Origin of the sequence: Fictibacillus sp. 7GRE50, assembly GCF_015903875.1 — a bacterium.
In the GTDB taxonomy this organism is placed as follows: Bacteria; Bacillota; Bacilli; order Bacillales; family Fictibacillaceae; genus Fictibacillus; species Fictibacillus phosphorivorans.
In genome coordinates, this window is the sequence record NZ_JACZDW010000003.1 from 128,263 (window position 1) to 150,358 (window position 22,096).

Here is a 22,096-nt window from a genome sequence, read left to right on the forward strand (position 1 = left end):
CGTAAAAATAGAAAAGACTTTCTTAGAATAGAAAGTCTTCTCTACGTATCAACTCTTATCCTTCAACGTTCACAACAACATTTTTTCCTTTTAATCGCAGAAAGAATGGAACGAGAATCCATAATACCGCACAAACCAAGAAAAATGCAGAAATGGGTTGTTGAACAAATACCATAAAATCACCGTTTGATGTTGTTAATGCACGTCTCATATTGTTTTCAATCATTGGTCCTAGTACTAAGCCGAGTACAAGAGGAGCAATCGGATAGTCATTCTGTGCTAAGAGATATCCTGCAAGTCCAAAGCCGATCAATAAAAACAGATCGAACGTCGTTACTTGTACGGCGTAAACACCAAAGACAGAAATAGCAATAATAATAGGCAGCAAGTATTTCGCAGGTGTTTCAATAATTTTCGCAAAAACCTTAACAAGCGGCATATTAAGGATGAGAAGCATCAAGTTTCCGATAAACATCGAAGCGATTAACCCCCATGCTACGTCAGGATGATCACTAAATAATAAAGGACCTGGCTGTACGTTATACATGATAAGAGCTCCCATAAGAATTGCTGTCGTTCCTGAGCCCGGAATTCCGAGTGTTAATAATGGAATCATCGCTCCTCCAGAAGCTGCGTTATTGGCTGATTCAGGAGCCGCAACTCCAGCAATCGCACCTTTTCCAAACTTCTCAGGATTTTTACTTATCTTCTTCTCAGCGATATATGAAAAGAAAGAAGCAAGTGTTGCACCAGCACCTGGTAAGACACCAATAAAGAACCCTAAGAATGAGCCACGTGCTATCGGCCCAGCACTTTCTTTTAGATCTGCTCTAGAAGGGATAACTCTCCCAACTTTCGCCACCTTTTCAGCCTCTTCTTCCTTATGCAGAACAGTCTTAAACACCTCACCCAATGCAAAGAGACCAACAGCAACCGTTAAAAATTCAAGTCCTCCAAACAGAACAGGAATGTCATAAGTGAATCGAGCAACACCTGAGACCGCATCGATTCCGATTGTGGCGAGCAAAAGGCCGGTTACGGTCATCATCCATGCCTTCGTGATCGAACCGCCCGCCAAACCGCTAACTGCTGCTAGACCTAACAGCATTAAAGAAAAATATTCAGCTGGTCCGAATTTCAATGCCATCTCTGAAAGTGGTTCAGCTAATAACACCAACCCAATGATGGAAACGATTCCGGCAAAAAATGACCCGATCGCAGCGATTGATAGTGCGGCCCCGGCTCTTCCTTGTCTGGCCATTTGATAACCATCAAGTGTTGTAACGACAGATGAAGATTCGCCAGGTGTGTTTAATAGAATGGATGTAGTAGATCCACCGTACATGGCTCCATAATACACACCCGCTAAAAGGATAATTGAGCTTGTAGCTGCTGCAGAAGGATCCATTCCGCTCGTGAAAGTAGCGGTTACAGGAATTAATAGTGCAACACCACTCATCGGTCCAATACCAGGTAAAACGCCTACTGCGGTTCCAATTAAAACGCCGATAAAAGCAAAGAATATATTTTGCGGCTGAATGGCCGTCTGAAATCCTTGCATTAAAAAATCCATAACACCCATCATTAATCCTCCTAACTAAACCAAATTGGCATTCCAGGCAATGAGCCTTTCAATACAACAACAAATAAATAATAAACAAAGAATGAGAATGCCAAAGCAATGACTCCATTTTTTATCCAACTTCCTCTTTCCATCGCTTGAAAGGAAACAAACAAAAATAAGAAAGTACTTAAGATATAACCAAGTGTTTCGATGAAACCTGCGTACAGAAGACTTGCGGTCAAGATAATGATAAATCTTTTTATCTGTAAGTTTTCTTTGTCCTTCTTTTCTTTCTGTATGTTTTTAAATGATTCAAGAAAGAGTTTAACGCTTAGTAAGATAAGAATAAGTCCTAAGAGAAAGGGAAAAACGTTAGGTCCGACTTCACTTCCATAAGCACTTTTCGAAATGTTGCGGCTTTCGATTAAAAAAGCTGCTCCAAGTAAAGCAAATAAGATGCTTGCATAACGATCAAATTTTCCTGTTTGCAAAGTACTTCCCTCCTTGTTTGAAAAAAGGAGAAGTAGAAATACTTCTCCATGTCATATCTATTTATTCATTCCTAGTGATTTCAAAAGGTCTTCAACTTGTTTTTCTTGCTCTTTTAAGAAGGTTTCAAATTCTTTGCCATCCTTAAATTCTGATTCCCAACCGTTGCGTTCTAGCTCGTCCTGCCATTCTTTGCTCTCATTTAGCTTCTTTAATGTTTTATTCCAATAAGCGACAGCACGATCAGACATTTCTTTCGGTCCGAAGACACCTCTCCAAATTGTAAAGTCAGCGTCGATTCCAGCTTCTTTAAAAGTTGGAACATCAGCAAGGTCACCTTTTAATCGTTCCGTTGAAGAAATACCAAGCACTTTTACTTTCCCAGCTTTTAAATATTCACCTACCGCAGAAGCATCAGTTGCAATATAATCTGCATTGCCTCCCAATAGGGCTGCAATTGCTTCACCACCGCCATCGTATGAAACATACTTAACTGTTTTTGGATCAATGTCAGATTTGTAAGCAGGTAGAACAGCTACGAGATGGTCCATGGATCCAGGTGCAGATCCTCCAGCTGCTGTGACAGACTTTGGATCTTTTTTAACAGCGTCCATCAGTTCTTTTAGATTGTTGTATTTCGAATCTTCCTTAACAACGATTGCTCCAAAGTCTTTTGTTAATTGTGCAAGTGGTGTTGTATCCTTAAAACCGTATGGACTATTACCTTCTTTTTTCAAGTTGTTGATCAAGATTGGCGGAGAGTTTACATAAAGCTTGTAATCATCTTTTTTATGTTGTGTCGCAAATTCTGCAAGATAGACAGCTCCACCTCCACCAGGTTTGTTTTCAACAGTCATCGTTTGATCAACGGTTTTCGTTTCACCTAGAATTTTGGTCAGTGAGCGCGCTGTTAGATCCCAACCACCTCCAGCACCCGACGGAGCAACAACTGTTATTGGTTTTTTCGGATAATCGGATTCTCCAGCATTTGACCCAGACGTACTACAAGCTGTAAGTGAAGATAAGATAACGCCTGCTATAAGCCATTTTTTCCATTTCTTCGTTTTCATCATGTTCACATCCCCTTCTTAATGTTAGCGCTTTCATTTACTTTTCATAATCCTAACATTCAGAATTTCAAATGGAAGTTTAACAGCATAAAATGCATTTTGTTCATATTGTTCACGCAAAAAAAGACCACTAAGACTCTCTTAGTGATCCATCTTCCTATAAGCTATTAACGTTTAGATGAGTTAATGTTTCTTCCGTAAAAAATCTCGTCCATCTCAGCATTGATCAAACCTGTGATGTGTTTTTGAGTTTCGCTATCAATTTCATCCTTTGTATAACCGAAAAGGTAGTTATTCAGTTCAAAATTCTTTAATTTGCACTTTGTATGAAAGATATTTTCTTGATAAATATTTGTATCAATCATTGTATATGTCTCTTTAATATCAGAAGAAAGATAGTTTTGTATCGAATTGATATCATGATCAATGAATAGCTTGTGACCTTTAATATCTCTCGTAAATCCTCTAACTCGATAATCCATCGTCACAATATCCATATCAAATGAATTTATAAGATGATTAAGTGCTTTAAGCGGCGAGATTTCTCCACAAGTAGAAACATCTATGTCCGCTCTAAACGTACTGATTCCTTCTTCTGGATGAAACTCTGGATATGTATGAACCGTTAAGTGACTCTTATCAAGCTGCATCACAACAGACTCTGGCATGGCTGTGGAATTCTCATCAAATGTATCAGTTGGTACTTCAACAATGGGTCCTTCTGAGACAAGTACAGTGACACTGGCTCCTTGGGGTACATAATCTTGTTTCGCTATATTAAGCACATGAGCTCCAATCGTATCGGAGACAGTTTGCAAAATATTCGTAAGCCTTTCCGCGTTGTATTGCTCATCAATATACTCAAGGTAAGCTTCTCGCTCTTCTCTCGTTTTCGTATAACAAACATCATACAGATTAAAGCTAAGTGATTTAGTAAGATTATTGAATCCGTGTAATGTTATTCGTTGATCTGGTGAGATAGACATATGTTAGATTCCCCTTATATTTTTAGACATTCAATATTCATTACAACAATGATGGAAATATATCTATAATACCCATTTAAATGATTTGAAAAACAGTATGAGGTTGAAAAAGCGTCAACAGTGCTGTGTGATGGTTTGTTTCTGGCCGTAAATTAAGCATGTAAGTGGTGAATCCAAAAGTTTTGACTCTCAATCCACGAGTTCAGGGTGTAAATCCAAAAGTTTCTTACATCAATCCACGAGTTTTTGCTGTTTATCCGCGAGTTTACAATCCTCGACGTTTATCGACACACACCTCTTTGCGATTCAGCTAAAGCAAACATGAAACACAAAAAAAACCTCAAAAGCTAAGGTAGCTTTTGAGGTTTTTTACATTTAGGCTTTCTCAACTTCAGCCACTGGAACAACTTTTTGTCGAATAAGTGGTAGCATCGTTAATATACCGATAGCAAAAAGAAGTGCTGCTCCTTCAAACATCAATACAAGTGAAAATGTTTCTTTTAGCCAACCGGTAATGGACATCGTAAGAACCATTGCACCCATAAATAGTGGATTTAATATTCCGTTCACACGACCTATAAATTTAGCCTCTGTATTCTGGAGAATTAGTGTATTAATACCAATGTGAACACATGGCATGAAAAGACCACTTATGAACTCGGCGGATAAGGTTAACCAAAAATGTTCGGAGAATCCCATAATCATAAATCCGATCGCACTTGCTCCCATTCCTAAAGCCAATAATAATTGTGGCTTTACTTTGCTCGCGATTCCGATGGTTAAACCTCCACCTAAGATCATTCCAGTACCGAATGCAGCCATGAGCCATTGAAGTTCTTCTTTAGGAAGACCTAGTTGTTCTGTTACTAAAAAGACGGTTAACGGCTGTGTTAAGCCTAAAGCTAATCCGGCTACGGCGAAACACGCACCAAGTAAGGTTAAAGAGCGCCTGTTGAGCACATAGCTGAAACCTTCTTTCATCTCTAACCAGATCGATGGTTTCTCTTCCGTTTTTTCAACTTCTTCATCAGGAGGAAGTAATAGAAGAATAACGGCAGACAATACGAACGCGATTCCCATAATTGCTATCGCAGCTGTAATACCAAATTGCTGGTATACGTAAGTCCCGAGAATAGGTCCTAGAATCATAAATACTGCAAAAAGTGTTTGATACATTGACATCCCTAACTGTACCATTTCCTCAGGTACATGAATCTTAAATAACTTCATACCTGATGGCTGAGAAAATTGAGACAAGATGGATGAAACGAGCGTTGCAAAGAATATAACTTTCCAGCTTCCAAAAAGCAACGTTAATAATACGACAAAGATAGATACAGCGCTTAATAGATCACACCAAATCATCGTCTTTTTTGGTTTCCACCTATCAGCGAACGTTCCACCAATAAATGAAAACAAAAATATCGGAGCGAATTCTGCTACAGATATTAATGATACAGCGATTGGATTTTCGTTCGTTTTTTCTATCACATACAATAAGATGGAATAGTTACGAACCCATATCCCAATCTGTAAGAAGAGTACTGAAAAAAGTATGGTACGAATGACTTTGTTTTGAAAAAGCATACCCATCGTAATCTTGGGTTTGTTTTGATCTTGTTCCACTTCATTAATCCCCCTTATTTGAAGAGTTGTTATTTCCACTCTCCAAACCAATGTTTCCATTTATTTAAAATTATATCCTTTAATGGTGGAGAATCAATTCCTTTTTGTTTCTTGAACTCATTAAAACTAGCAAAACCTATGAGCAGGATACCTGTTAACAATAAGTATACCCACCATGGCATGTTCCCCCAATATGGGCGAGTTTGGACCAAAACATTCAGAAGTAGTACGATCAATCCAGTAAAGAAATAACTTTTTTGCTTTGAGATAAATCCATAGATGATACTCCCAAATGATAAAGAACCGAGGATGATCGCATCCATGACTTGATAGCTCTCTATCGCATCGATCATCAATGTTATCCCTATTACACCAAGCAAAACATATTGAATAAGGTTAGCTATTTGTTCCGATATGTCCCACATTTTCCTTGTAATTACATAACTTAATAAGATCCACGGCAATACAATAAGCTCAGTTTGAATAATCACTGGGACCTCAAATTGATCAAGAAATGAATAATATGAGAACAGGACAAGCAAACTGGAACCTGATTGAAGTATTCTCTTTCCGATCAGAACATCCAATAATCGATTTCCTTGAACATAGAAAAGGATAGCAAGTATGACCAGACCAAACGTTGTTACGAAATTTTCCGATCGCACCAATCCAATAAGTACAGAAATCATTCCAAAAACTGCAAAGAAGTCAAATTGAAGAAAATCAGATTGGCTGTATAGCTTTTTGAAGAAATACATACCTGCCAGTGAAATGAGTATACCTGAGGTGAACCAAGCAATTGAGTACATTTCATTGGCTATTCGATTTATTAACAACCATTCCTCTAAATCTATCATGAAGTAGATCAACAAGATTACTGATGCGTATTTCCAGTATTTCTCTAACGATTGATAGAACACTATAAACCCGACTAATACAGCTGCATGGATAATAAGAAACGTCTCATCAGATCCTCTAATCGTTATATACTCTCCTAAGAAAATGACGGAAAAAGGTACAATGAAAGCTCTTAATCGCTTTCTCCATTCATTATTAACAACAAAGTAGAAACCAGCTAGAAGTATGCTGTAAACAACAGGACCTTCATGAGTGAGCCATGCTCTAATAAAGTATTGGAAACCAATAGCTAAAAATATCAAACTAACGTAAAGATTATATCTGATCTCATATTCCTTACGAGAACGAAACAGGTAAACTCCATACACTGTTGCAAGTAGTATGAACGGAGCTGCTGCAGTTGTTACGAGTAAAGTATAAAAACCTATGAGTAAAGTAATGAAGTGAGAAACAGCCTTCGTTGGATATTCACTGCTTGAGTCGATCTTCTGGGATACCTCGCTACTCATTAATAACAAATAGGAAATGATGATGAACGTAAAAACGGATTCCTCAGTACCTAATGAAACTCCAAGTAGTTCTGCAACATAACTTAGTGCAAAGAATAAGGCAATTTGAATACCAGAGAACCCGAGCGCACAATTAAAATGTTTAGTGAAAAACCATAACACTACCATTAGAAATATGGACGATGAAATCTTTATCCACGTAAAATCACTTTCGACTAAGATGACCATAAAATTCACAGTCGTCATTATTGTTGTAATGGAAACAAATGAAGTTGCAAGCTGCTTCTGCTTTCTTTGCCAGAGATAGACAATTAAAGTGACGACACTTCCAAGAAGTAAAGAGTATGATAATGTCGGTGATGGCAAGTACTTCATCCCAAGCAGGCAGAATGTAAAAAAAGTGAAAATGGGTACCAGCCAGGTGGCTACTATTTTTTCTTTTCCATTCTCGATTAAAAAATGACGAACAGTTAGTATCGTTAGAATGAAGGAAATCATACTTCCTTGCCCATAGTGAGCGAGTTCCAATGATAATAGAAAGCTAATAAGTAATCCTCCACCACCGACAAAGAGGCTTGCTCTGTTCAGTGGTTTGAGATACTGTCCGATCGAATAAGATAATGCGCTTGAGATGCCGATTGCAAGCGTCCAATAATCTTCAAAGCGATCGCCCATCATATGATAAACTTCCATAAACGCACAGAATAGGTAGAACGGTGCCAAATATTTAAAGAATAAAAACGTAGAATTATAGCTTAAGAATATAAAGTTACCAGCTAGAACAAGATACCCGAATAACAACCACATACTGCCTTCTCCTACAGACAATAACACGCCTTCAACGGTTATATATAGAAAAGCAAGTATAGAGATTGCACCATTTGCAAGCTGATAATATTTTTTTAATCCAGCATCTGAAAAATTAGCAACTACTACGAATATAATCGGTATAAGTACGATCAAAAACAAACGATATTCTACTAACAAAGAGTTTTGAATCAATTGATAAAGTCCGTACGTGATAAACCCGATAAAGAAAAGCTCATACTCTTTTCTTTGATTGACCATCCTCATCGATAAATATAATGCAGCGGTTAAGATAATATTGAAACTTTGATAAAGTTGATTCTCAAATAGAATTAAAATGAACAGCGTCGATAGTATCAAGTTCGCTTGTATAAACAAAGGCAAGATTTGAAGAAATATCGAACGGTTCACTTTTTTGAAATGATATAAAAGTATAAATCCTACATTTCCTAATGCATAAACAAAATAAAATGCTTCTTTGGTTAAGCCAAACGATAGAATTAAATACGCATATCCAATGGCGATCGCAACATAAGTAAGCCAGCTGAATAGCTTGGATTTAAAATACTGCCCGAAATAGTAATAGATTGGAGTACAGACGACAGCCGCCATAACGCCTAAAATATATCTTCCCTCGCCATAAAAACTGAGCCAACTCCCAAACAATTCAAAGTAACCCGCTGAGAGTACGGTAATCGGAATAAACAGACCAAATAAAACAAAGAACGTAAACGCCGTTTTTCTAATCTGAAGTATTTTTTCCGAAAGTACGCCTAGGCCACCAAATAATAAGGCAATCCCTCCAACTAACATTGTTTTCGTAATCGAGCTAAAAACATCCCAGTTGCTTGTGGCTAAAGTAAGTCCTCCTAATAAAAGCAGAATCACTCCCGCTGCCATAATGGTTGTAATATTTCTTTCTCTTCTCTGTTCAGATGTGATTTCCACTTTTGGATTATGTGGAGGAGTTACTGTTTTTACTGGTTGTGACTTTTGTTTAGGTTCATCCACAGTAACTTCTGCTTTATGTACAATCGTATCGCTTATTTCTTTTCTTCTTAAATCTTCTCTATATCTGTAATAGCCATGAAGCACATTTATATAATCCTTCTTTTTAACATATCCTCCCTCTTTTAACTCGTTAAGATCTTTAATGAATCTGGACTGGTCCATCATACGGCCCCCTAATCTTCTCCTTTGTTGAATGTATGTAACAAAAAGAAAAGAGATAACATGTAGTTACCTCTTTCTTATCTTCAGTATCATCGTCATCATTTTACATTAATTACCTTTACCTGTCACTAACAACTATTAGTGAAAAAGTTCCCCTCACACCCTTTTCTTTCTCATCATATTCTGTATTACATCACGAAAGGGCTAAATACCCATTTCAACGGGGAGGAATACAAATGGGCGTTGAACTAACAGCGCTGCATTGGATTTATGTTGTGTTTATCGGTTTAATCATTGGTTTTATGGTTAAGAGACGCGATACTACATTAATAAGTATTCTCGGTATCTTCTTAATCTCTATTACTGCGACTAGTTCATTAACGGGTTCTGTTAGCAGTATTTTTAATAGTTTTATTTATGCGATCACCGAGCTTCTTCCTACTATACTTGTAATCTCAATTATCGTTGCAATGAGCAGAGTACTGACCTCTACAGGCATCAATGATGTGATGATTTCTCCATTCTCGAAACTCATTAGAACACCCGGACTCGCTTATTGGACGATAGGTATTCTCATGATGATTATTTCTTGGTTTTTCTGGCCATCACCTGCAGTCGCGCTCATGGGTGCTGTGCTTCTTCCCGTTGCCATTCGGGTTGGTCTTCCTGCACTTGGCGTAGCTATGGCTATGAACCTGTTTGGCCATGGTATTGCTCTATCCGGAGATTTCATCATTCAGGCAGCACCTAAACTAACTGCTGATGCCGCAGGTTTGCCAGTAAGTGAAGTTATTTATGCGAGTTTCCCACTCGTGTTTGTTATGGGTCTTGTAACGACAGTAGCGGCTTTCTACTTTTTAAAGCGGGACTTGAAGTCTGGAAAGTTGAACGCAAATACAGGGCTTACTGCTAACCCAATAAAAAATTCAAATGAGCAGGAATTAAATTTGCTATCGAATAAGCAAAAACAATTCTTTGCTCTCTTTATCCCTGTCATGTTTGCACTGGATGTAGCCGCGATGTCCATTTTTAATCTTCAAGGTGGAGATGCAACTGCACTTATTGGCGGAACCTCTGTATTAATTCTGCTTTTCATTACGATGGTCAGCCATAAGAACAAAGGATTAGAGAAAACAACTTCTTATATGATTGATGGTTTCCAGTTTGGATTTAAAGTGTTTGGTCCAGTCATTCCGATCGCTGCCTTTTTTTATCTAGGTGATTCAGGGTTTGCTAAGATTATCGGTGATTTCCTTCCAAAGACATCTCACGGAATCGTTAACGATTTAGGTGTAGCACTTGCGTCAGTGGTCCCTTTAAGTAAAGAGGTAGGGGCAATAACACTAACTACTGTGGGGGCTATTACCGGCCTCGATGGCTCAGGATTTTCAGGAATTTCACTGGCAGGATCTGTCGCAAACATATTTGGAACCGCAATAGGAGCCGGAGCAGCCACATTAACAGCACTTGGTCAGATCTCGGCAATCTGGGTCGGCGGAGGTACACTCGTCCCTTGGGCGTTAATTCCAGCTGCTGCAATCTGCGGAGTTGATCCATTTGAACTTGCTAGAAGAAACATCAAACCTGTTTTTATCGGATTAGTTGTAACTACCATCGTGGCAATCTTTTTGATTTGATACGTAGAAAAAGAGGAGTGGGCTGGTTGCCTAGCAGGTTCTCTTTTGTAGGAGAAAATCGTATTTCGCAATTCGCAAGCCAATTAGCAGGTGAAATAGCACTATAATTGGATATGTAAATGATTAAAAACAACCAGATTTTGAACTGCACCCCAATTGTTAGACACCACTAACAATTGGGGTGCAGTTCATTTTTGTCTGGTCGTTTTCTTAAACCCTTATTCAATTAAAGCACCTGATTGCTGAAGATATAACCTCGCTTAATTAGGCAACTAGCAATTTTCTTTACTCACAGTTCTTCTTATTTCAGCATAGAGTTCATCAAGAGGTTGCGAGCCGTTGAGCTTTAATACAGGACTCTTTGATATTGTCATTTGATAGGATTGTTCTCCATATGTACCTGCCATCTTCTTATCTTCTTCTGACCAATAAGTTTTGCACCATTCTAGAAAATCATTTGTATACTCACCATTTTCATCTAGCCAGATTTGACTATTTCGTTCGATTTCTCTGTTCCTTAATCGTTGCATACGGACTTCTTCATCAAGTGAAAGAAAAACTAAAAGGTGACGGTTATTAAAGCCTTCTGGACACCACATAAAAACGGAACCCGATGCTATATAACTATCGTTAGAAAACATATCTCTTTGGTACATCTCAACCCGTTTCTCAATAGGATTATTTTCTAAAAAAGAATCATCTTTCCAAAGATAATTATCGGTATCTATCCACTTGATATCTTCCTTTTCACTGATATATTTTGCTAAAGTGCTTTTGCCAGTTCCTGATCCACCAATAATTTGGACTTTCATAAATATCCCCTCTCATACAGGTAGTTATATTTATCTCTCTGTATCAATTGATCAGTAATTCTCCTTAGGCTTTATTAACAGCTTTTTCAACACTCCTGCTCATTTGTTTAATAAATTCATTAAAAAGTGCGTTAATCCTTCTTGGATTAACGCACCCGATTGTTGAAGAAAAAGGTTAATCAGATGTTTAATTATAAATAAAATCTTTAGCTTGATGGTTGAATTTTTCCTTCACCATACATAAATCGCCCAATTATTTCAGGCTATCATTATGTATTTAAAAATGCACCCAGGTCGAAATAGAAGTAATTTTCACTTCTTCTTTAATGCATCCAATATTAAAAGTGTACACACGGTGATTGTTCCACAGAAGAACAAAATGGCGGCTATTAACATCATTAAGCCATTGTAAAAAGTACCAGCAGTAATTGGACCTTCCGAACCATTATCATAAATTGATGCGGAGAACATTATAATAACAAATCCAAGAATCATTACCACTAGACCGTATCCAATTTTTTTCAAAAAATCACCTCAAACATATTTAAGTCTTATATATATCCTTATTGGTTTCCTTCTACGTTTGTTAACTCAATAAAAAAGTGCAGATTTCCTTGTTGAAGAAATGCACCCGATTGTTGATGTTATGTGCTTTGTATTTCAGTTTTTATAACTAGACATTTTTTACATAAATAATAGTAAATGTTCATCTCACCGATTTGAAAATCGACAACTGAAATAAGTTCCGGATCACCAATATCTTGTGTTATTGAAGCAATGTACATCATTTCACATTTGCATCTCGGACACTCTAAATCATTAGGAACTTCCTCATACAAGGGTGCACCTAACAATCTACATACATATTGAGAACCAAATAAAGCAAATGCAGCATCATAATTGTCTTCATTTATTGGAACATCTTCATCTTTCATTTCAATTAATTTCACATTGGTTTCTGGAAGTGGTACAGGTAGTTGATCTTCCTCATCTTGAGCCCAATCTTCAGTATTCTCTTGACTCAATACTTGTGTAGTTCTCCCCTCATTACTTAATTGAAAATATTGAGGCTCCCACACCATCGCACAGTTTAGGCAAGAAACTAGTGGTAACATACTAATTCCATCCACTTTTAATACTGAAAGCTTTGGATCTTTCAAATCAAAACAAAATATTTGGTGCATTTTCTTTTCGCACAGTTTACAAACAGGTACTTCGTAATCTTGACCACCAAAATTATGTTTATACCTATCTATTCCTTCCATTACTCTATATCCTTTTATGTCTCTCCAGTGTTCTCCAAAAGGTTTCTGTTTCATATACATCCTCACTTATTAAAGTTAACTTCAAATGTATTAAATTCTTCATTTTATACATGGGTTCCTTCCTCAACAATCCTGCTACGTTTATTGAATAAGGACTGCAAACTATTAATCTTATTATTTATTCGATTTAGCAGTCGTCTAATCCTTTCACCGCAATAGGCAAGTCATTTAACAAGTAATTTAGTTTATCAAAACGCAGCGTGACAATAGCTATTGTCATCTTGCTAATACGTGTGAATTAGGGTACTAATGTTTTGTTATTAAAGTGGTGTAAATTTACCAAAACCCTTAAATATCATAGAAAAAACCGCAACGAATTTCGTTGCGATTTTTAATGCTTCTAAGGCTATATTGTTGCTTTTAAATTCTTTAATTAACTTCATTGAATGTTGATTGGAGTGGAAGGTGCGAGACTCCTACGGGACAGGCGGGCAGGTGAGACACTTAAAAGTGAAACGTACGAATGTGGCTCACCGCCTGCCCCGTGGAAAGCGAGCAGCCTGGAACGGAAATCAACCTTCCAAAAGCAACAAAGTTTACGAAAACAATCTTTCTAAACGATTTTGCTTTTGAATGTTTTTTTCTTCTTATGCAAGTTCATTTAAGTGAAACGTGGCGAGACTCCTATGGGACGAGCTGTCAGGTGGTGACACCTAATGGCGCAGAGCGGCAGGAGGCTCACCGTGCGCCCCATGGAAAGCGAGCTACCAGAAGCGAAAAATCAACTACTTTTAAAGAGTATCAATGAATACTTAATTATTTTTAAATGTCTCCTGAACAAAGTCCATAAATCGAATCATATCCTCTTTTGAAGCAAATCCAGCTTGAGCAGATTTATCATTTCCGCCGCCCTTACCTTTAAAAGAGCTAAGGTTTTCTTTAAAAAATGTTCCGCATGAAACATGAGACGAACCGTCATGCATGAAGATGATACGATTTTCTAATGTGGAAGCAAGTAAGATCAATAATGGTTCCTCACTCGCAATTTTTATAGCAAGTTCTTTTGTATCATTAAAGCTTTTTTCTTCAAAAACATGCATAAGTAGTCCTGCTTTTGCTTTTGAGATAAGTTCTTTACTTAGAAAATGATTGTTCTCCTCTTTTAGTCGTCTGTTCTCCAATTCTAATTCCTTTTGATTGTTCTCCCATTTTTCAAGACGGTTCATCACTTCATCTCGACCCGTATTAAACTTGCCTGAGATCATCGTAAGCAGTTTTAACGCTTCATTGTAGTCTACTAAAGCACGCTGACCACATTTAAAATACAATCGTGTGGCACCTTTTTGTTTTTCGGCTTTCAAAAGTTTGATGATTCCAATCTCAGCGGTTGAACGAACATGAGTACCGCCACATGCATTATGCTCAATACCTTCAATTTGAACAATTCGAATGTTCTCTTTCACTTTCGGCATTTTTAATAGCAGCAAATGTTGAAGCTCTTTATCAGAAACAAAGTATGTATGTACTGTTCTGTTTTTATAAATCTCCTGATTAACGGCTTTTTCAATGAAATCCATTTGATGTTGACTCAGTGTGTCTGTTTCAATATCAATCGTTGCGATTTCAGAACCTAAATGAAAACTAATGGTACGTGCTTGATATAAAGAGTAACAAACAGCAGATAATAGATGTTGTCCGGTATGATGCTGCATATGATCTAATCTTCTATCCCAGTCTAACTCACAGGTTACTGAGGAAGTTTCAGGCAGACTCCTCACCTTATGTATCACTTCTTCATTTTCGAGAAAAACATCGAGTACATCATTTCCGCCAATCGTACCTGTATCAAATGGCTGACCACCACCGGTTGGATAAAAAGCGGTACTTTCTAAGGTCACAAAAAATTCTCCGTTTTTCTCAAAAGTAGTTTTTACAGTTGTTTCCCAATTTGTTTTATATGGCGAAGAATAATATAATTTTTTAGTCATAACTGTTCATCCCTTCTTACTCATTATTCATAGTTTAACGAATTGAAGAGATGAATAAAACAAAAAGAAGAAAACCAAGATGGTTTCCTCCCTTAGAGATGGTGAAACATTTTAATATTTATTTGTAATCTGTATAAATGTGGATAGCATCTCGTAAAAATGCAGCGGTTCCTGGCTGTTCTTTATCATAATAGGCAGTGAAACGTTCGTCGTCCACATACATCTGCGCAAGATTCGCATGTGCTTCTTTGCTATATTCGTGCCAGTACAACATCAACCACTCCTTATGAAGCTCAGCTGCTTCTTGCGCTGAATCACCAGCAGGGTCTCCTGTTTTAAATGCTTCCGCAAGTACCGTGTGAATTTTCTCTGCAAGTTGTGTAGCTTTGTCATGCTCACTTTGAGTCATATTCAATACTTTTTTATTTGATTGATCAACAACTTGATCTCCATATTTATCACGGATTTCTTTACCGAATTTTTGTTCGTTTTCTTCAACCATCTGTTTTTTAAATCCTTCAAATTTCTCTTTATCTTTCATCGTTATTCTCCCTTCGTTCGCAGCGATCGTCTGCTCTACATTCAAAATGAGACGGTCTAACTGTTCTCGTTTGTTCAGGAGTTTTTCACGGTGTTCACGTAGTGCTTCGGCTGGTGAGAAGCTTTGCGATGTGATGATTTCTTTAATTTGATGAAGCGGGAGGTCGAGCTCTTTGTAAAACAAAATTTGCTGTAATCGATCCACCTCTGCTTTACCATATATTCGATATCCTGACGAGTTTATTCTTGCCGGCTTAAGAATATCTATCTCATCATAATATCTTAATGTTCTGGTGCTTACTCCTGCTAGTTGGCCAAGCTTTTGTATGGTGTATTCCAATGTGATCACCTCCTGACACATTTAACTCTACACCTTTACGCCACGTGAAGGTCAATGGGATTTTCATTTATTTTTTTATTTTAATAAGAATATCACCCTTACCCATAAAATGGTAAAATGAGATTGGAGGTAAATGCCATGAAAAAAAGTAGTACGTGGTCACTGGTCTTTCTAATGTTAGGACTTTTAATTATTTTTAATGGAGATTTAATTGGTTATTCTGAATGGAAGGTTCTAGGGGGATTTCTCATTATCCTGCTTGGGGCTATGCTATGTTTTACAGCATTTTTTCTGAATGAAAATGGAAACACAAAATTCATAACCCTTGCTCTCTCTATACTTGTGATATTTATCATCACTTGGTATAGACCTTTTGAGATTATAAGATTAATTAGTTGGCTGAAAAACATCTCTTAATTTACAAACCGTTTATATAATGGTGAAAAACGCATATTATCTAATTAATATGCGTAATACTTTTTATGACATGTTAAACCTTTTTTTCGTCCTAAAAGCAGCAATTGTTGCAATTACGATTGCTCCAGCCGTATCTGCCAGTAAATCCACCATCGTGTCAAAATTCCCTCCGCCTTGTAAGGTCATTCCAAAGAATTGATCCATGCTGAATTCGTAGATCTCCCAAACCACCCCACCAAATACAGAAAAAGACAGAACAAATAAAAACACAAGCCAATAAGAAATCTCTTTCCTAGCTTCTTGGTGCGTCATCCTCTCATAAAGGGCAATGGCTACAAAAGCCAATAATGCTCCACTTAAAAGGTGTAAGAAGGTATCCCACCACCCTAACCGATAGAAATCTAAGATAGATCCTAAATACTGCGATGCAAACAAAAAAGCAAAGTATGATATCATAATAGGCATATTGAATTTAATCTTAGTGAATAGAATTAAACATAATGGAATTAGTCCGCAGAATATACCACCGAATGCCACTTGATAACTGTGTGTCTCACCTTTTGAAAAATAATAAAAACATAGGTAAGCCATAAATATGGCATAGGCAGTACTTATAATAAGCAGAATTTTTCGTTTCAAACTATTGTCACCTCACGAAATCAATCTCTCAAACAGTAATTGACTAAAATAACCTACAACTTTTCTTAAAATATCATTGATAAACAGGTTTAACCTTTTTAATGCGATATATACTTTCGTTTCTCTCCAAATAAAAAAGACACAGAAATGTGCCTTAAGAAACCCTTTATTCATACTTATGCCTGTTACACTCACTCTATCTCTTTAATGAAAGCAATCAAACGATTCACTTCTTTAAAACCTACATTTTTATGAAAGTGATAACTCGTGTCATTGGACTGTTCAATATCAGAACCTATCTGACTGCAACCTTTTGTCTTTAACCAGCTTTCTCCTTTTTCTATTAAATTTTTTGATATGCCCTTCTTTCTATACTCTGGTTTTACATAAATGCCTTCAATAAACCCTGTTGGACTGTCTTTAGATCCTTCGACATAATCACTTCTAACGGAAATATGAATAAATGCAATGAGTTGAGCATGCATTAGATATACAATCACTTTATCCTTATCAGAATTTAGAAGTTGTTTGAATTCTTTTCTCAGATCAATGAATTCATTATCTGGCCATAATGCTAAAGCCAATTCAGTCTATGAATCAAGATCGTGTTCCTTTGCTTCTTTAATGTATTCCATATTCAACACTCCTGTTATATTTGTTAGACATTCTTATTTCGACAAATGCACATGTGAAATCCTTCATTTTTTATAAAGCCCTATAAGAATAGTAAGCAACTTCTTTTCTTTTTTTCTCATATTGCATTATAGTCAAAGATAATTATAGGGTTATTTTGGAAAAGAGGAGTTTATGGTGAAGTATGCTATTAATCTATTCTTTTTTTTTATAGAATAATTAATCTTCTCCATCCTGGTTCAAGTGCTGGATTTTCAATAAGTAGAGTAAGGATATCCATGGAGTGCCTTGTATTATTGATTGGTCTCATGATGGGTTGGCCAGTTTTTATTTTCACATTTTTTTATACTTTCATTCAAAGACCCATCTACCAAAGATCCTATTTGGTTTGTAAGAAGTGGATCGCAAAGTATATGCATAGATTTGAAGAAAAAAAGAAGTTTTTTAGTTTACACAAGCAAACATAAGAAGAAGGTTTTGCAATGAAATATAAACGTTTATATCAACAAAAAAGCTATCAACTCTTAGTAACATTGACAATTGCCTTTATTGGGGGCTTCATATTCAATGTACTCAATTGGCCGATCCCTTGGCTTTTAGGAACTATGACTGCTGTATTGATTGTAAATCAACTAAGTTGGACCCAGTTATACTGGCCAGTTTTTTTAAGAAATACGGGTTTGATCATCGTAGGTTATTCAATCGGTTTAACGTTTACAAAAGATACGTTAAAACTTATGATTACTCACTTGCCATCCATGGCATTCATGACGATCTTATTATTATTAATCTGTTCAGGGATGGCTTTTATAATATCTCGTACTACCTCGATCAATTTCCCGACTGCACTTACCAGTTCAATTCCTGGTGGTCTTTCACAAATTATTACTTTTGCAGAAGAGACTAAGGGAATTGATATTACAACCGTTACGTTTTTTCAAGTGACACGTCTCATCGTTATCATATTCGCTGTTCCCTTTCTGATTTTCAGTCCCATTTTTTCCTCAGGAAGTTCTGCTACTATTCCTGATGTGATCTCGGAAGGAACCTCTTCTGCCTTTTTTCCACAGATTATTCTATTTGGACTATTTTCAGTTGGAATGGCACTGTTAGGAAAAAAAATAAAACTACCTACAGCTTTTCTGCTTGGTCCAATTCTAGGAATTGCTGCTTTAAATATAGTTGGTTTCAAAGGACCTCCTCTTCCCGCTTCAATACTCGATGTTTCTCAATTTTTAATCGGGGGCTATATTGGATTATTATTGAAGCCTGAAAAGCTTAGAAAAAAAGCTAGTATGATTCCAATAGCCTTGATCAGCGGAATCATGTTGGTAAGTTTCGCACTTCTTCTAAGTTCTTTGCTGATGTATCAATTTAACTTTTCTTTCATTACTAGTTTCCTGAGTATGGCACCTGGTGGAGCTGATCAGATGGGGATTATCGGACATGAGCTGAAAGCGGATGTTACGATGATTACAGGTTATCAACTTTTCCGAATTCTTTTTATTTTTTTTGCAGTACCTCCTCTCTTAAAAAGGGTATTGCGCGCTCACATGCATCATATGATCTCAAAAAATGATTAATATTTCACTTTATTAAAGACTTAAACATCCCATAGATGAATGATGGGATGTTTGTTTTTTTTTTCGGGGATTATTAAGATTTTTTATTTTCTAATTCGAATGACTTGTCCTTTGTTTGCTTGTAACATACTATTTGTTTCTACTTTTATCAATGACAACTGAGAGCCGCCTCCCGTGTATATGTATGAAAGCTCTGTTACTTTTGGATCAACTAAAAAAATGGCTTTAAATCCAAATGACGGAACTCCTCCTGCAGGAAAGCCAGTATGAGCTAATATTTCATCCTCTGTTGCGAGACGAGGGCGTTCAATATTCAGAGCCTTTCCAACACGTGTGGTGCTCACCCGGTCTTCACCTTTCACAATGGCTAAGATGAGCTGTTCTTTATTATCTAAAAGACAAATGTTTTTTACGAAATCATGTTGGGATACATTTAGTGCTCTAGAAGCATCCTGTACAGAATGACATGATTCCCTTAAAACCATATGAATGCCATCTATATTATTCTCGGTTATAAAACGATTAATAGTGCTATGAAATTCCTCCACTTGTATCTCCCCTTTTACTGACGTGGTAACGCTGAAATCACGGCACCGGCAGCCTGGATCCAACTTCCTGCAAATATTAAGGATTCACTATAGCTTTTATCTTCATTCGGATGGTCAAGTTCAAATTTCCCACCTAATGCCTGTAATGAGTTTCCAGCAACTTGAAGTAAATTTGAAATAATGGTTATCCCCTGATTCGAGGGTGAATCGCCTAGTTCGTTGTCGAATTCAACACCTAGAACAATCCCTGCCCCAAATGCTTGAAGTAAGTTCCCTTTAATATTCAAGACTTGAGAAGTATCATCTTCTAATGGTAAGACCATACCTGCGATTACCGTCGTATTTCCAATGGCTTGGACTTCATTTCCGATTCTCTTGAGGGTAAACGGGATTTGTCCATCAGCAATTAAACCATTTCCAGTAGCTTGCAGAACATTTCCTATTAAATCAAGATCTTCCTGAAACTGATCACTAAAGACCGAAATCGGCGTGTTGGCAATCGCCGAAATGACTGTTCCAATTGCCTGTATAACACCGCCAATTTGTTGTTTTTGCTGATTATCCATTCGGCAACCGTCCATTTAATAAGATGTTTTAATGTATTCGTGGACGAGAAGAAACGTTATTTTCGCTGAGGTGCTAAATTTAACTGCTTCCATATTTCAGCTAAATCATCACCAATGTCATTGATGACTTCATTCGTTTTAAAGTAATTATTGTGAGAGAGTGGTGTAGAACTGCTTATAATGCCGCCGCTATTTATTTCTTTCTCAACAGCAATTGCTCGATCATAAGAGTCATTGATCGTTTTCAGAGGATAACCGAACACGTCATCTTTATCGTACATATTTACCCATTTTCCTTGAATCTCAGGGTAATGATCCTTTAAATGTGGCGATGGAACTTGTATGGGCTTATCGAAATCTGCATACCTGAGACCCCATAACGCCAATGGACTTCCTAATGTATAAAAGCTGGTTAGAGTCTCACCTTTTTCTAAAGGAGTCTTTTTCATGTTTCGCAAGACATCTTCAGCTATTTCTTCAGAAATGAATTGTAGATCATAAAAATAATTACTCGAAATCACGGTACCTAAACTATGTGCAATGACAAAGAGTGGTGCATCTTCACCAGCCACTTCACTTAATTTTCGAAGTCCCCTAGCATATACCTCATGTACTTTAATATAGTTCGGATTGTGATCGGCTACAGGCTGGTAGGCAATGGCATCACCAAAAAAGTGGATGACAAACTGTCTTAACTGCTTAAAATCTAGATTGTCTTCTTTATTAAGTCTTTGCCACAAGTGTGATTCCCTTTCGTTAAAGACACTTCCCCAGTATATAGGTTGGATGATCAGTTCTTTTTCAGGAGTCGCATAAAAAGGTTTAATCTGTTGAGAGAATCTTTTGGAAAGCACTTCAATAAATAAATCCGAAAAATCCTCGTTTTGATTACCGATTCCATGAAGAATAGCCACTGCGATTTTTTTAGTCATGATGTATCACATCCTTATTAAAAATTGTTTTTACGCAACAAAAGAATACGTTTCTAACTTCATATCAATACTAATGTTAGATTGTGAGGGATAGATCATGAAAGTTAACAAAATCCATGTGGTTCTATTAATCATCGTTTTCTTCTTTTTCCTGTGGTCACTTATTAAACCTGCACATTATCCAATATGGATACTAGAAGTTGCTCCAACTGTTATAGCTATAATCTTCGTTTTCTTCCTTTATAAAAAGCTAAGGTTCACTTCTCTTACATATTGCATCATTGCTTTATTATCGATTTTGACATTCATAGGTGGACATTATACCTATGATGACGTTCCCTTTTTCGATTGGCTGCAGCAGCACTATGATTTGAACCGCAATCACTATGATCGCTTTGGCCACTTTATGAAAGGTTTGTTGGCGATTGTTATACGCGAGATTCTGCTTTTAAATACACCTTTGCGTTTAGGAAAATGGGTCCAATTTATTGCAATAAGTATTACGTTGGCAATAGCAGCACTCTATGAAATTGCTGAATGGCTCGCTGGCAAGATAGCAAAACGTGAAACAAAAGACTTTGTTGGTGCTCAAGGAGATATTTGGGATGCTCAATGGGACATGACACTTACGCTACTCGGTTCATTCCTCGCATTGCTATTGCTCACTTCATGGCATAACAAGTTGATTAAAAAAGAAAAAAGGTAATTTTATTGTTTCATTAGTATTAGATCAATTTGATGCAAACCCTTCTATTATTTTTCCTTCTTTCGTCATAAACAAAACTGAGGTGAGAAAATGCAAAAAGTAAGCTCGACCGTTTGTACATTTATTGCGGGATTTCTGTTGTTCTTTGCATGGTCTGGTTATTTAAAGGATGAATTTAATATAAGTGAGTATCGAGGTTTCATCGTTAAAAAGGAAAGAACGGATAAAGTAATTAGCATCGGAGATTCATTCGTAACAGAACCACATTACATGGTTTTTTTTGAGAATGGTAAGAAACTTCGTGTATCTAACGCTATATATTTGAAGATTAAAGAAGGCAGACATACCGTGCTGATGAAACAAAATGATAACATCACCTTAATGAAATAAAGAGACTGAAGGAATATA

At 36.9% G+C, this 22,096-nt stretch carries 22 protein-coding genes; 6 read left to right on the plus strand and 16 right to left on the minus strand.

Annotated features, from left to right (window positions below; translation table 11 throughout):
• Positions 1 to 55: 55 nt before the first annotated feature.
• From IHV12_RS11890 to IHV12_RS11915, 6 genes are all read right to left on the minus strand, one after another.
• Positions 56 to 1,582 carry a tripartite tricarboxylate transporter permease gene (locus IHV12_RS11890; protein ID WP_197191336.1) on the minus strand — a complete coding sequence of 509 codons (1,527 nt, stop codon included), beginning with the start codon at positions 1,580 to 1,582 and terminating at the stop codon, positions 56 to 58.
• 11 nt (positions 1,583 to 1,593) lie between these two features.
• Entirely contained in the window at positions 1,594 to 2,055 is a 462-nt protein-coding gene (locus tag IHV12_RS11895; RefSeq protein WP_197191026.1) for a tripartite tricarboxylate transporter TctB family protein, read from the minus strand.
• A gap of 57 nt (positions 2,056 to 2,112) precedes the next feature.
• Entirely contained in the window at positions 2,113 to 3,123 is a 1,011-nt protein-coding gene (locus tag IHV12_RS11900; RefSeq protein ID WP_197191337.1) for a Bug family tripartite tricarboxylate transporter substrate binding protein, read from the minus strand.
• Between the two features lie 167 nt (positions 3,124 to 3,290).
• Positions 3,291 to 4,109, minus strand: coding sequence for an adenosylmethionine decarboxylase (gene speD / locus IHV12_RS11905; RefSeq protein WP_197191027.1), 819 nt, complete (start codon positions 4,107 to 4,109; stop codon positions 3,291 to 3,293).
• Positions 4,110 to 4,484: 375 nt separating this feature from the next.
• Entirely contained in the window at positions 4,485 to 5,702 is a 1,218-nt protein-coding gene (locus tag IHV12_RS11910; protein ID WP_197128238.1) for an MFS transporter, read from the minus strand.
• A gap of 62 nt (positions 5,703 to 5,764) precedes the next feature.
• The gene (locus IHV12_RS11915) at positions 5,765 to 9,085 is read right to left on the minus strand and encodes a hypothetical protein (protein WP_197191028.1); all 3,321 of its coding nucleotides are present in this window, start codon (positions 9,083 to 9,085) and stop codon (positions 5,765 to 5,767) included.
• Positions 9,086 to 9,318: 233 nt separating this feature from the next.
• Here IHV12_RS11915 and IHV12_RS11920 point away from each other — a divergent pair, with 233 nt between their 5' ends.
• Positions 9,319 to 10,719, plus strand: a complete 1,401-nt coding sequence (locus tag IHV12_RS11920) for a hypothetical protein (protein WP_197191029.1) — start codon at positions 9,319 to 9,321, stop codon at positions 10,717 to 10,719.
• 272 nt (positions 10,720 to 10,991) lie between these two features.
• Here the strand turns inward: IHV12_RS11920 and IHV12_RS11925 are convergent, their stop codons facing one another.
• Positions 10,992 to 11,531 (minus strand): AAA family ATPase, encoded by a 540-nt coding sequence (locus IHV12_RS11925; RefSeq protein WP_197127941.1) that lies wholly within the window; start codon positions 11,529 to 11,531, stop codon positions 10,992 to 10,994.
• A gap of 644 nt (positions 11,532 to 12,175) precedes the next feature.
• Entirely contained in the window at positions 12,176 to 12,850 is a 675-nt protein-coding gene (locus IHV12_RS11930; RefSeq protein ID WP_197127940.1) for a hypothetical protein, read from the minus strand.
• A gap of 441 nt (positions 12,851 to 13,291) precedes the next feature.
• On the opposite strand from IHV12_RS11930, the gene IHV12_RS11935 reads away from it, so the two are divergent.
• Complete coding sequence (locus IHV12_RS11935) at positions 13,292 to 13,429, plus strand: hypothetical protein (protein ID WP_197191030.1); 138 nt, start codon at positions 13,292 to 13,294, stop codon at positions 13,427 to 13,429.
• Positions 13,430 to 13,608: 179 nt separating this feature from the next.
• Here IHV12_RS11935 and IHV12_RS11940 read toward each other — a convergent pair whose 3' ends face one another.
• Together IHV12_RS11940 and IHV12_RS11945 are read right to left on the minus strand one after the other, a co-directional pair.
• A complete protein-coding gene (locus IHV12_RS11940) occupies positions 13,609 to 14,784 on the minus strand; it encodes an alanyl-tRNA editing protein (protein ID WP_197127939.1) in 1,176 nt (391 codons plus the stop codon).
• Positions 14,785 to 14,902: 118 nt separating this feature from the next.
• On the minus strand, positions 14,903 to 15,664 hold the full coding sequence (locus IHV12_RS11945; RefSeq protein ID WP_197127938.1) for a MerR family transcriptional regulator: 762 nt from the start codon (positions 15,662 to 15,664) through the stop codon (positions 14,903 to 14,905).
• 138 nt (positions 15,665 to 15,802) lie between these two features.
• Between IHV12_RS11945 and IHV12_RS11950 the strand changes: the two genes are divergently transcribed.
• Positions 15,803 to 16,081, plus strand: a complete 279-nt coding sequence (locus tag IHV12_RS11950) for a hypothetical protein (protein WP_197191031.1) — start codon at positions 15,803 to 15,805, stop codon at positions 16,079 to 16,081.
• 63 nt (positions 16,082 to 16,144) lie between these two features.
• On the opposite strand, the gene IHV12_RS11955 is transcribed toward IHV12_RS11950, so the two are convergent.
• The 3 genes from IHV12_RS11955 to IHV12_RS23080 all read right to left on the minus strand — a co-directional run bounded on the left by IHV12_RS11955 (position 16,145) and on the right by IHV12_RS23080 (position 17,690).
• Positions 16,145 to 16,720, minus strand: coding sequence for a hypothetical protein (locus IHV12_RS11955; protein ID WP_197127937.1), 576 nt, complete (start codon positions 16,718 to 16,720; stop codon positions 16,145 to 16,147).
• Between the two features lie 191 nt (positions 16,721 to 16,911).
• A complete protein-coding gene (gene aac(6') / locus IHV12_RS11960) occupies positions 16,912 to 17,304 on the minus strand; it encodes an aminoglycoside 6'-N-acetyltransferase (protein WP_197191032.1) in 393 nt (130 codons plus the stop codon).
• Positions 17,305 to 17,561: 257 nt separating this feature from the next.
• A complete protein-coding gene (locus tag IHV12_RS23080) occupies positions 17,562 to 17,690 on the minus strand; it encodes a hypothetical protein (RefSeq protein WP_370568804.1) in 129 nt (42 codons plus the stop codon).
• A gap of 145 nt (positions 17,691 to 17,835) precedes the next feature.
• Here IHV12_RS23080 and IHV12_RS11965 point away from each other — a divergent pair, with 145 nt between their 5' ends.
• Entirely contained in the window at positions 17,836 to 18,936 is a 1,101-nt protein-coding gene (locus IHV12_RS11965) for an AbrB family transcriptional regulator (protein WP_197191033.1), read from the plus strand.
• An 83-nt stretch (positions 18,937 to 19,019) separates the two neighbouring features.
• On the opposite strand, the gene IHV12_RS11970 is transcribed toward IHV12_RS11965, so the two are convergent.
• The 3 genes from IHV12_RS11970 to IHV12_RS11980 are packed head-to-tail and all read right to left on the minus strand — an operon-like array spanning position 19,020 to position 20,982.
• Positions 19,020 to 19,484, minus strand: coding sequence for an aminoacyl-tRNA deacylase (locus IHV12_RS11970; protein WP_370568805.1), 465 nt, complete (start codon positions 19,482 to 19,484; stop codon positions 19,020 to 19,022).
• A gap of 14 nt (positions 19,485 to 19,498) precedes the next feature.
• On the minus strand, positions 19,499 to 20,065 hold the full coding sequence (locus IHV12_RS11975) for a DUF6944 family repetitive protein (RefSeq protein WP_197191034.1): 567 nt from the start codon (positions 20,063 to 20,065) through the stop codon (positions 19,499 to 19,501).
• 41 nt (positions 20,066 to 20,106) lie between these two features.
• Positions 20,107 to 20,982 (minus strand): chemotaxis protein, encoded by an 876-nt coding sequence (locus tag IHV12_RS11980; protein ID WP_197127933.1) that lies wholly within the window; start codon positions 20,980 to 20,982, stop codon positions 20,107 to 20,109.
• A 97-nt stretch (positions 20,983 to 21,079) separates the two neighbouring features.
• Here IHV12_RS11980 and IHV12_RS11985 point away from each other — a divergent pair, with 97 nt between their 5' ends.
• Together IHV12_RS11985 and IHV12_RS11990 are read left to right on the plus strand one after the other, a co-directional pair.
• A complete protein-coding gene (locus IHV12_RS11985; protein ID WP_197191035.1) occupies positions 21,080 to 21,688 on the plus strand; it encodes a DUF2238 domain-containing protein in 609 nt (202 codons plus the stop codon).
• A gap of 90 nt (positions 21,689 to 21,778) precedes the next feature.
• On the plus strand, positions 21,779 to 22,078 hold the full coding sequence (locus IHV12_RS11990; RefSeq protein WP_197127931.1) for a hypothetical protein: 300 nt from the start codon (positions 21,779 to 21,781) through the stop codon (positions 22,076 to 22,078).
• Positions 22,079 to 22,096 lie beyond the last annotated feature (18 nt).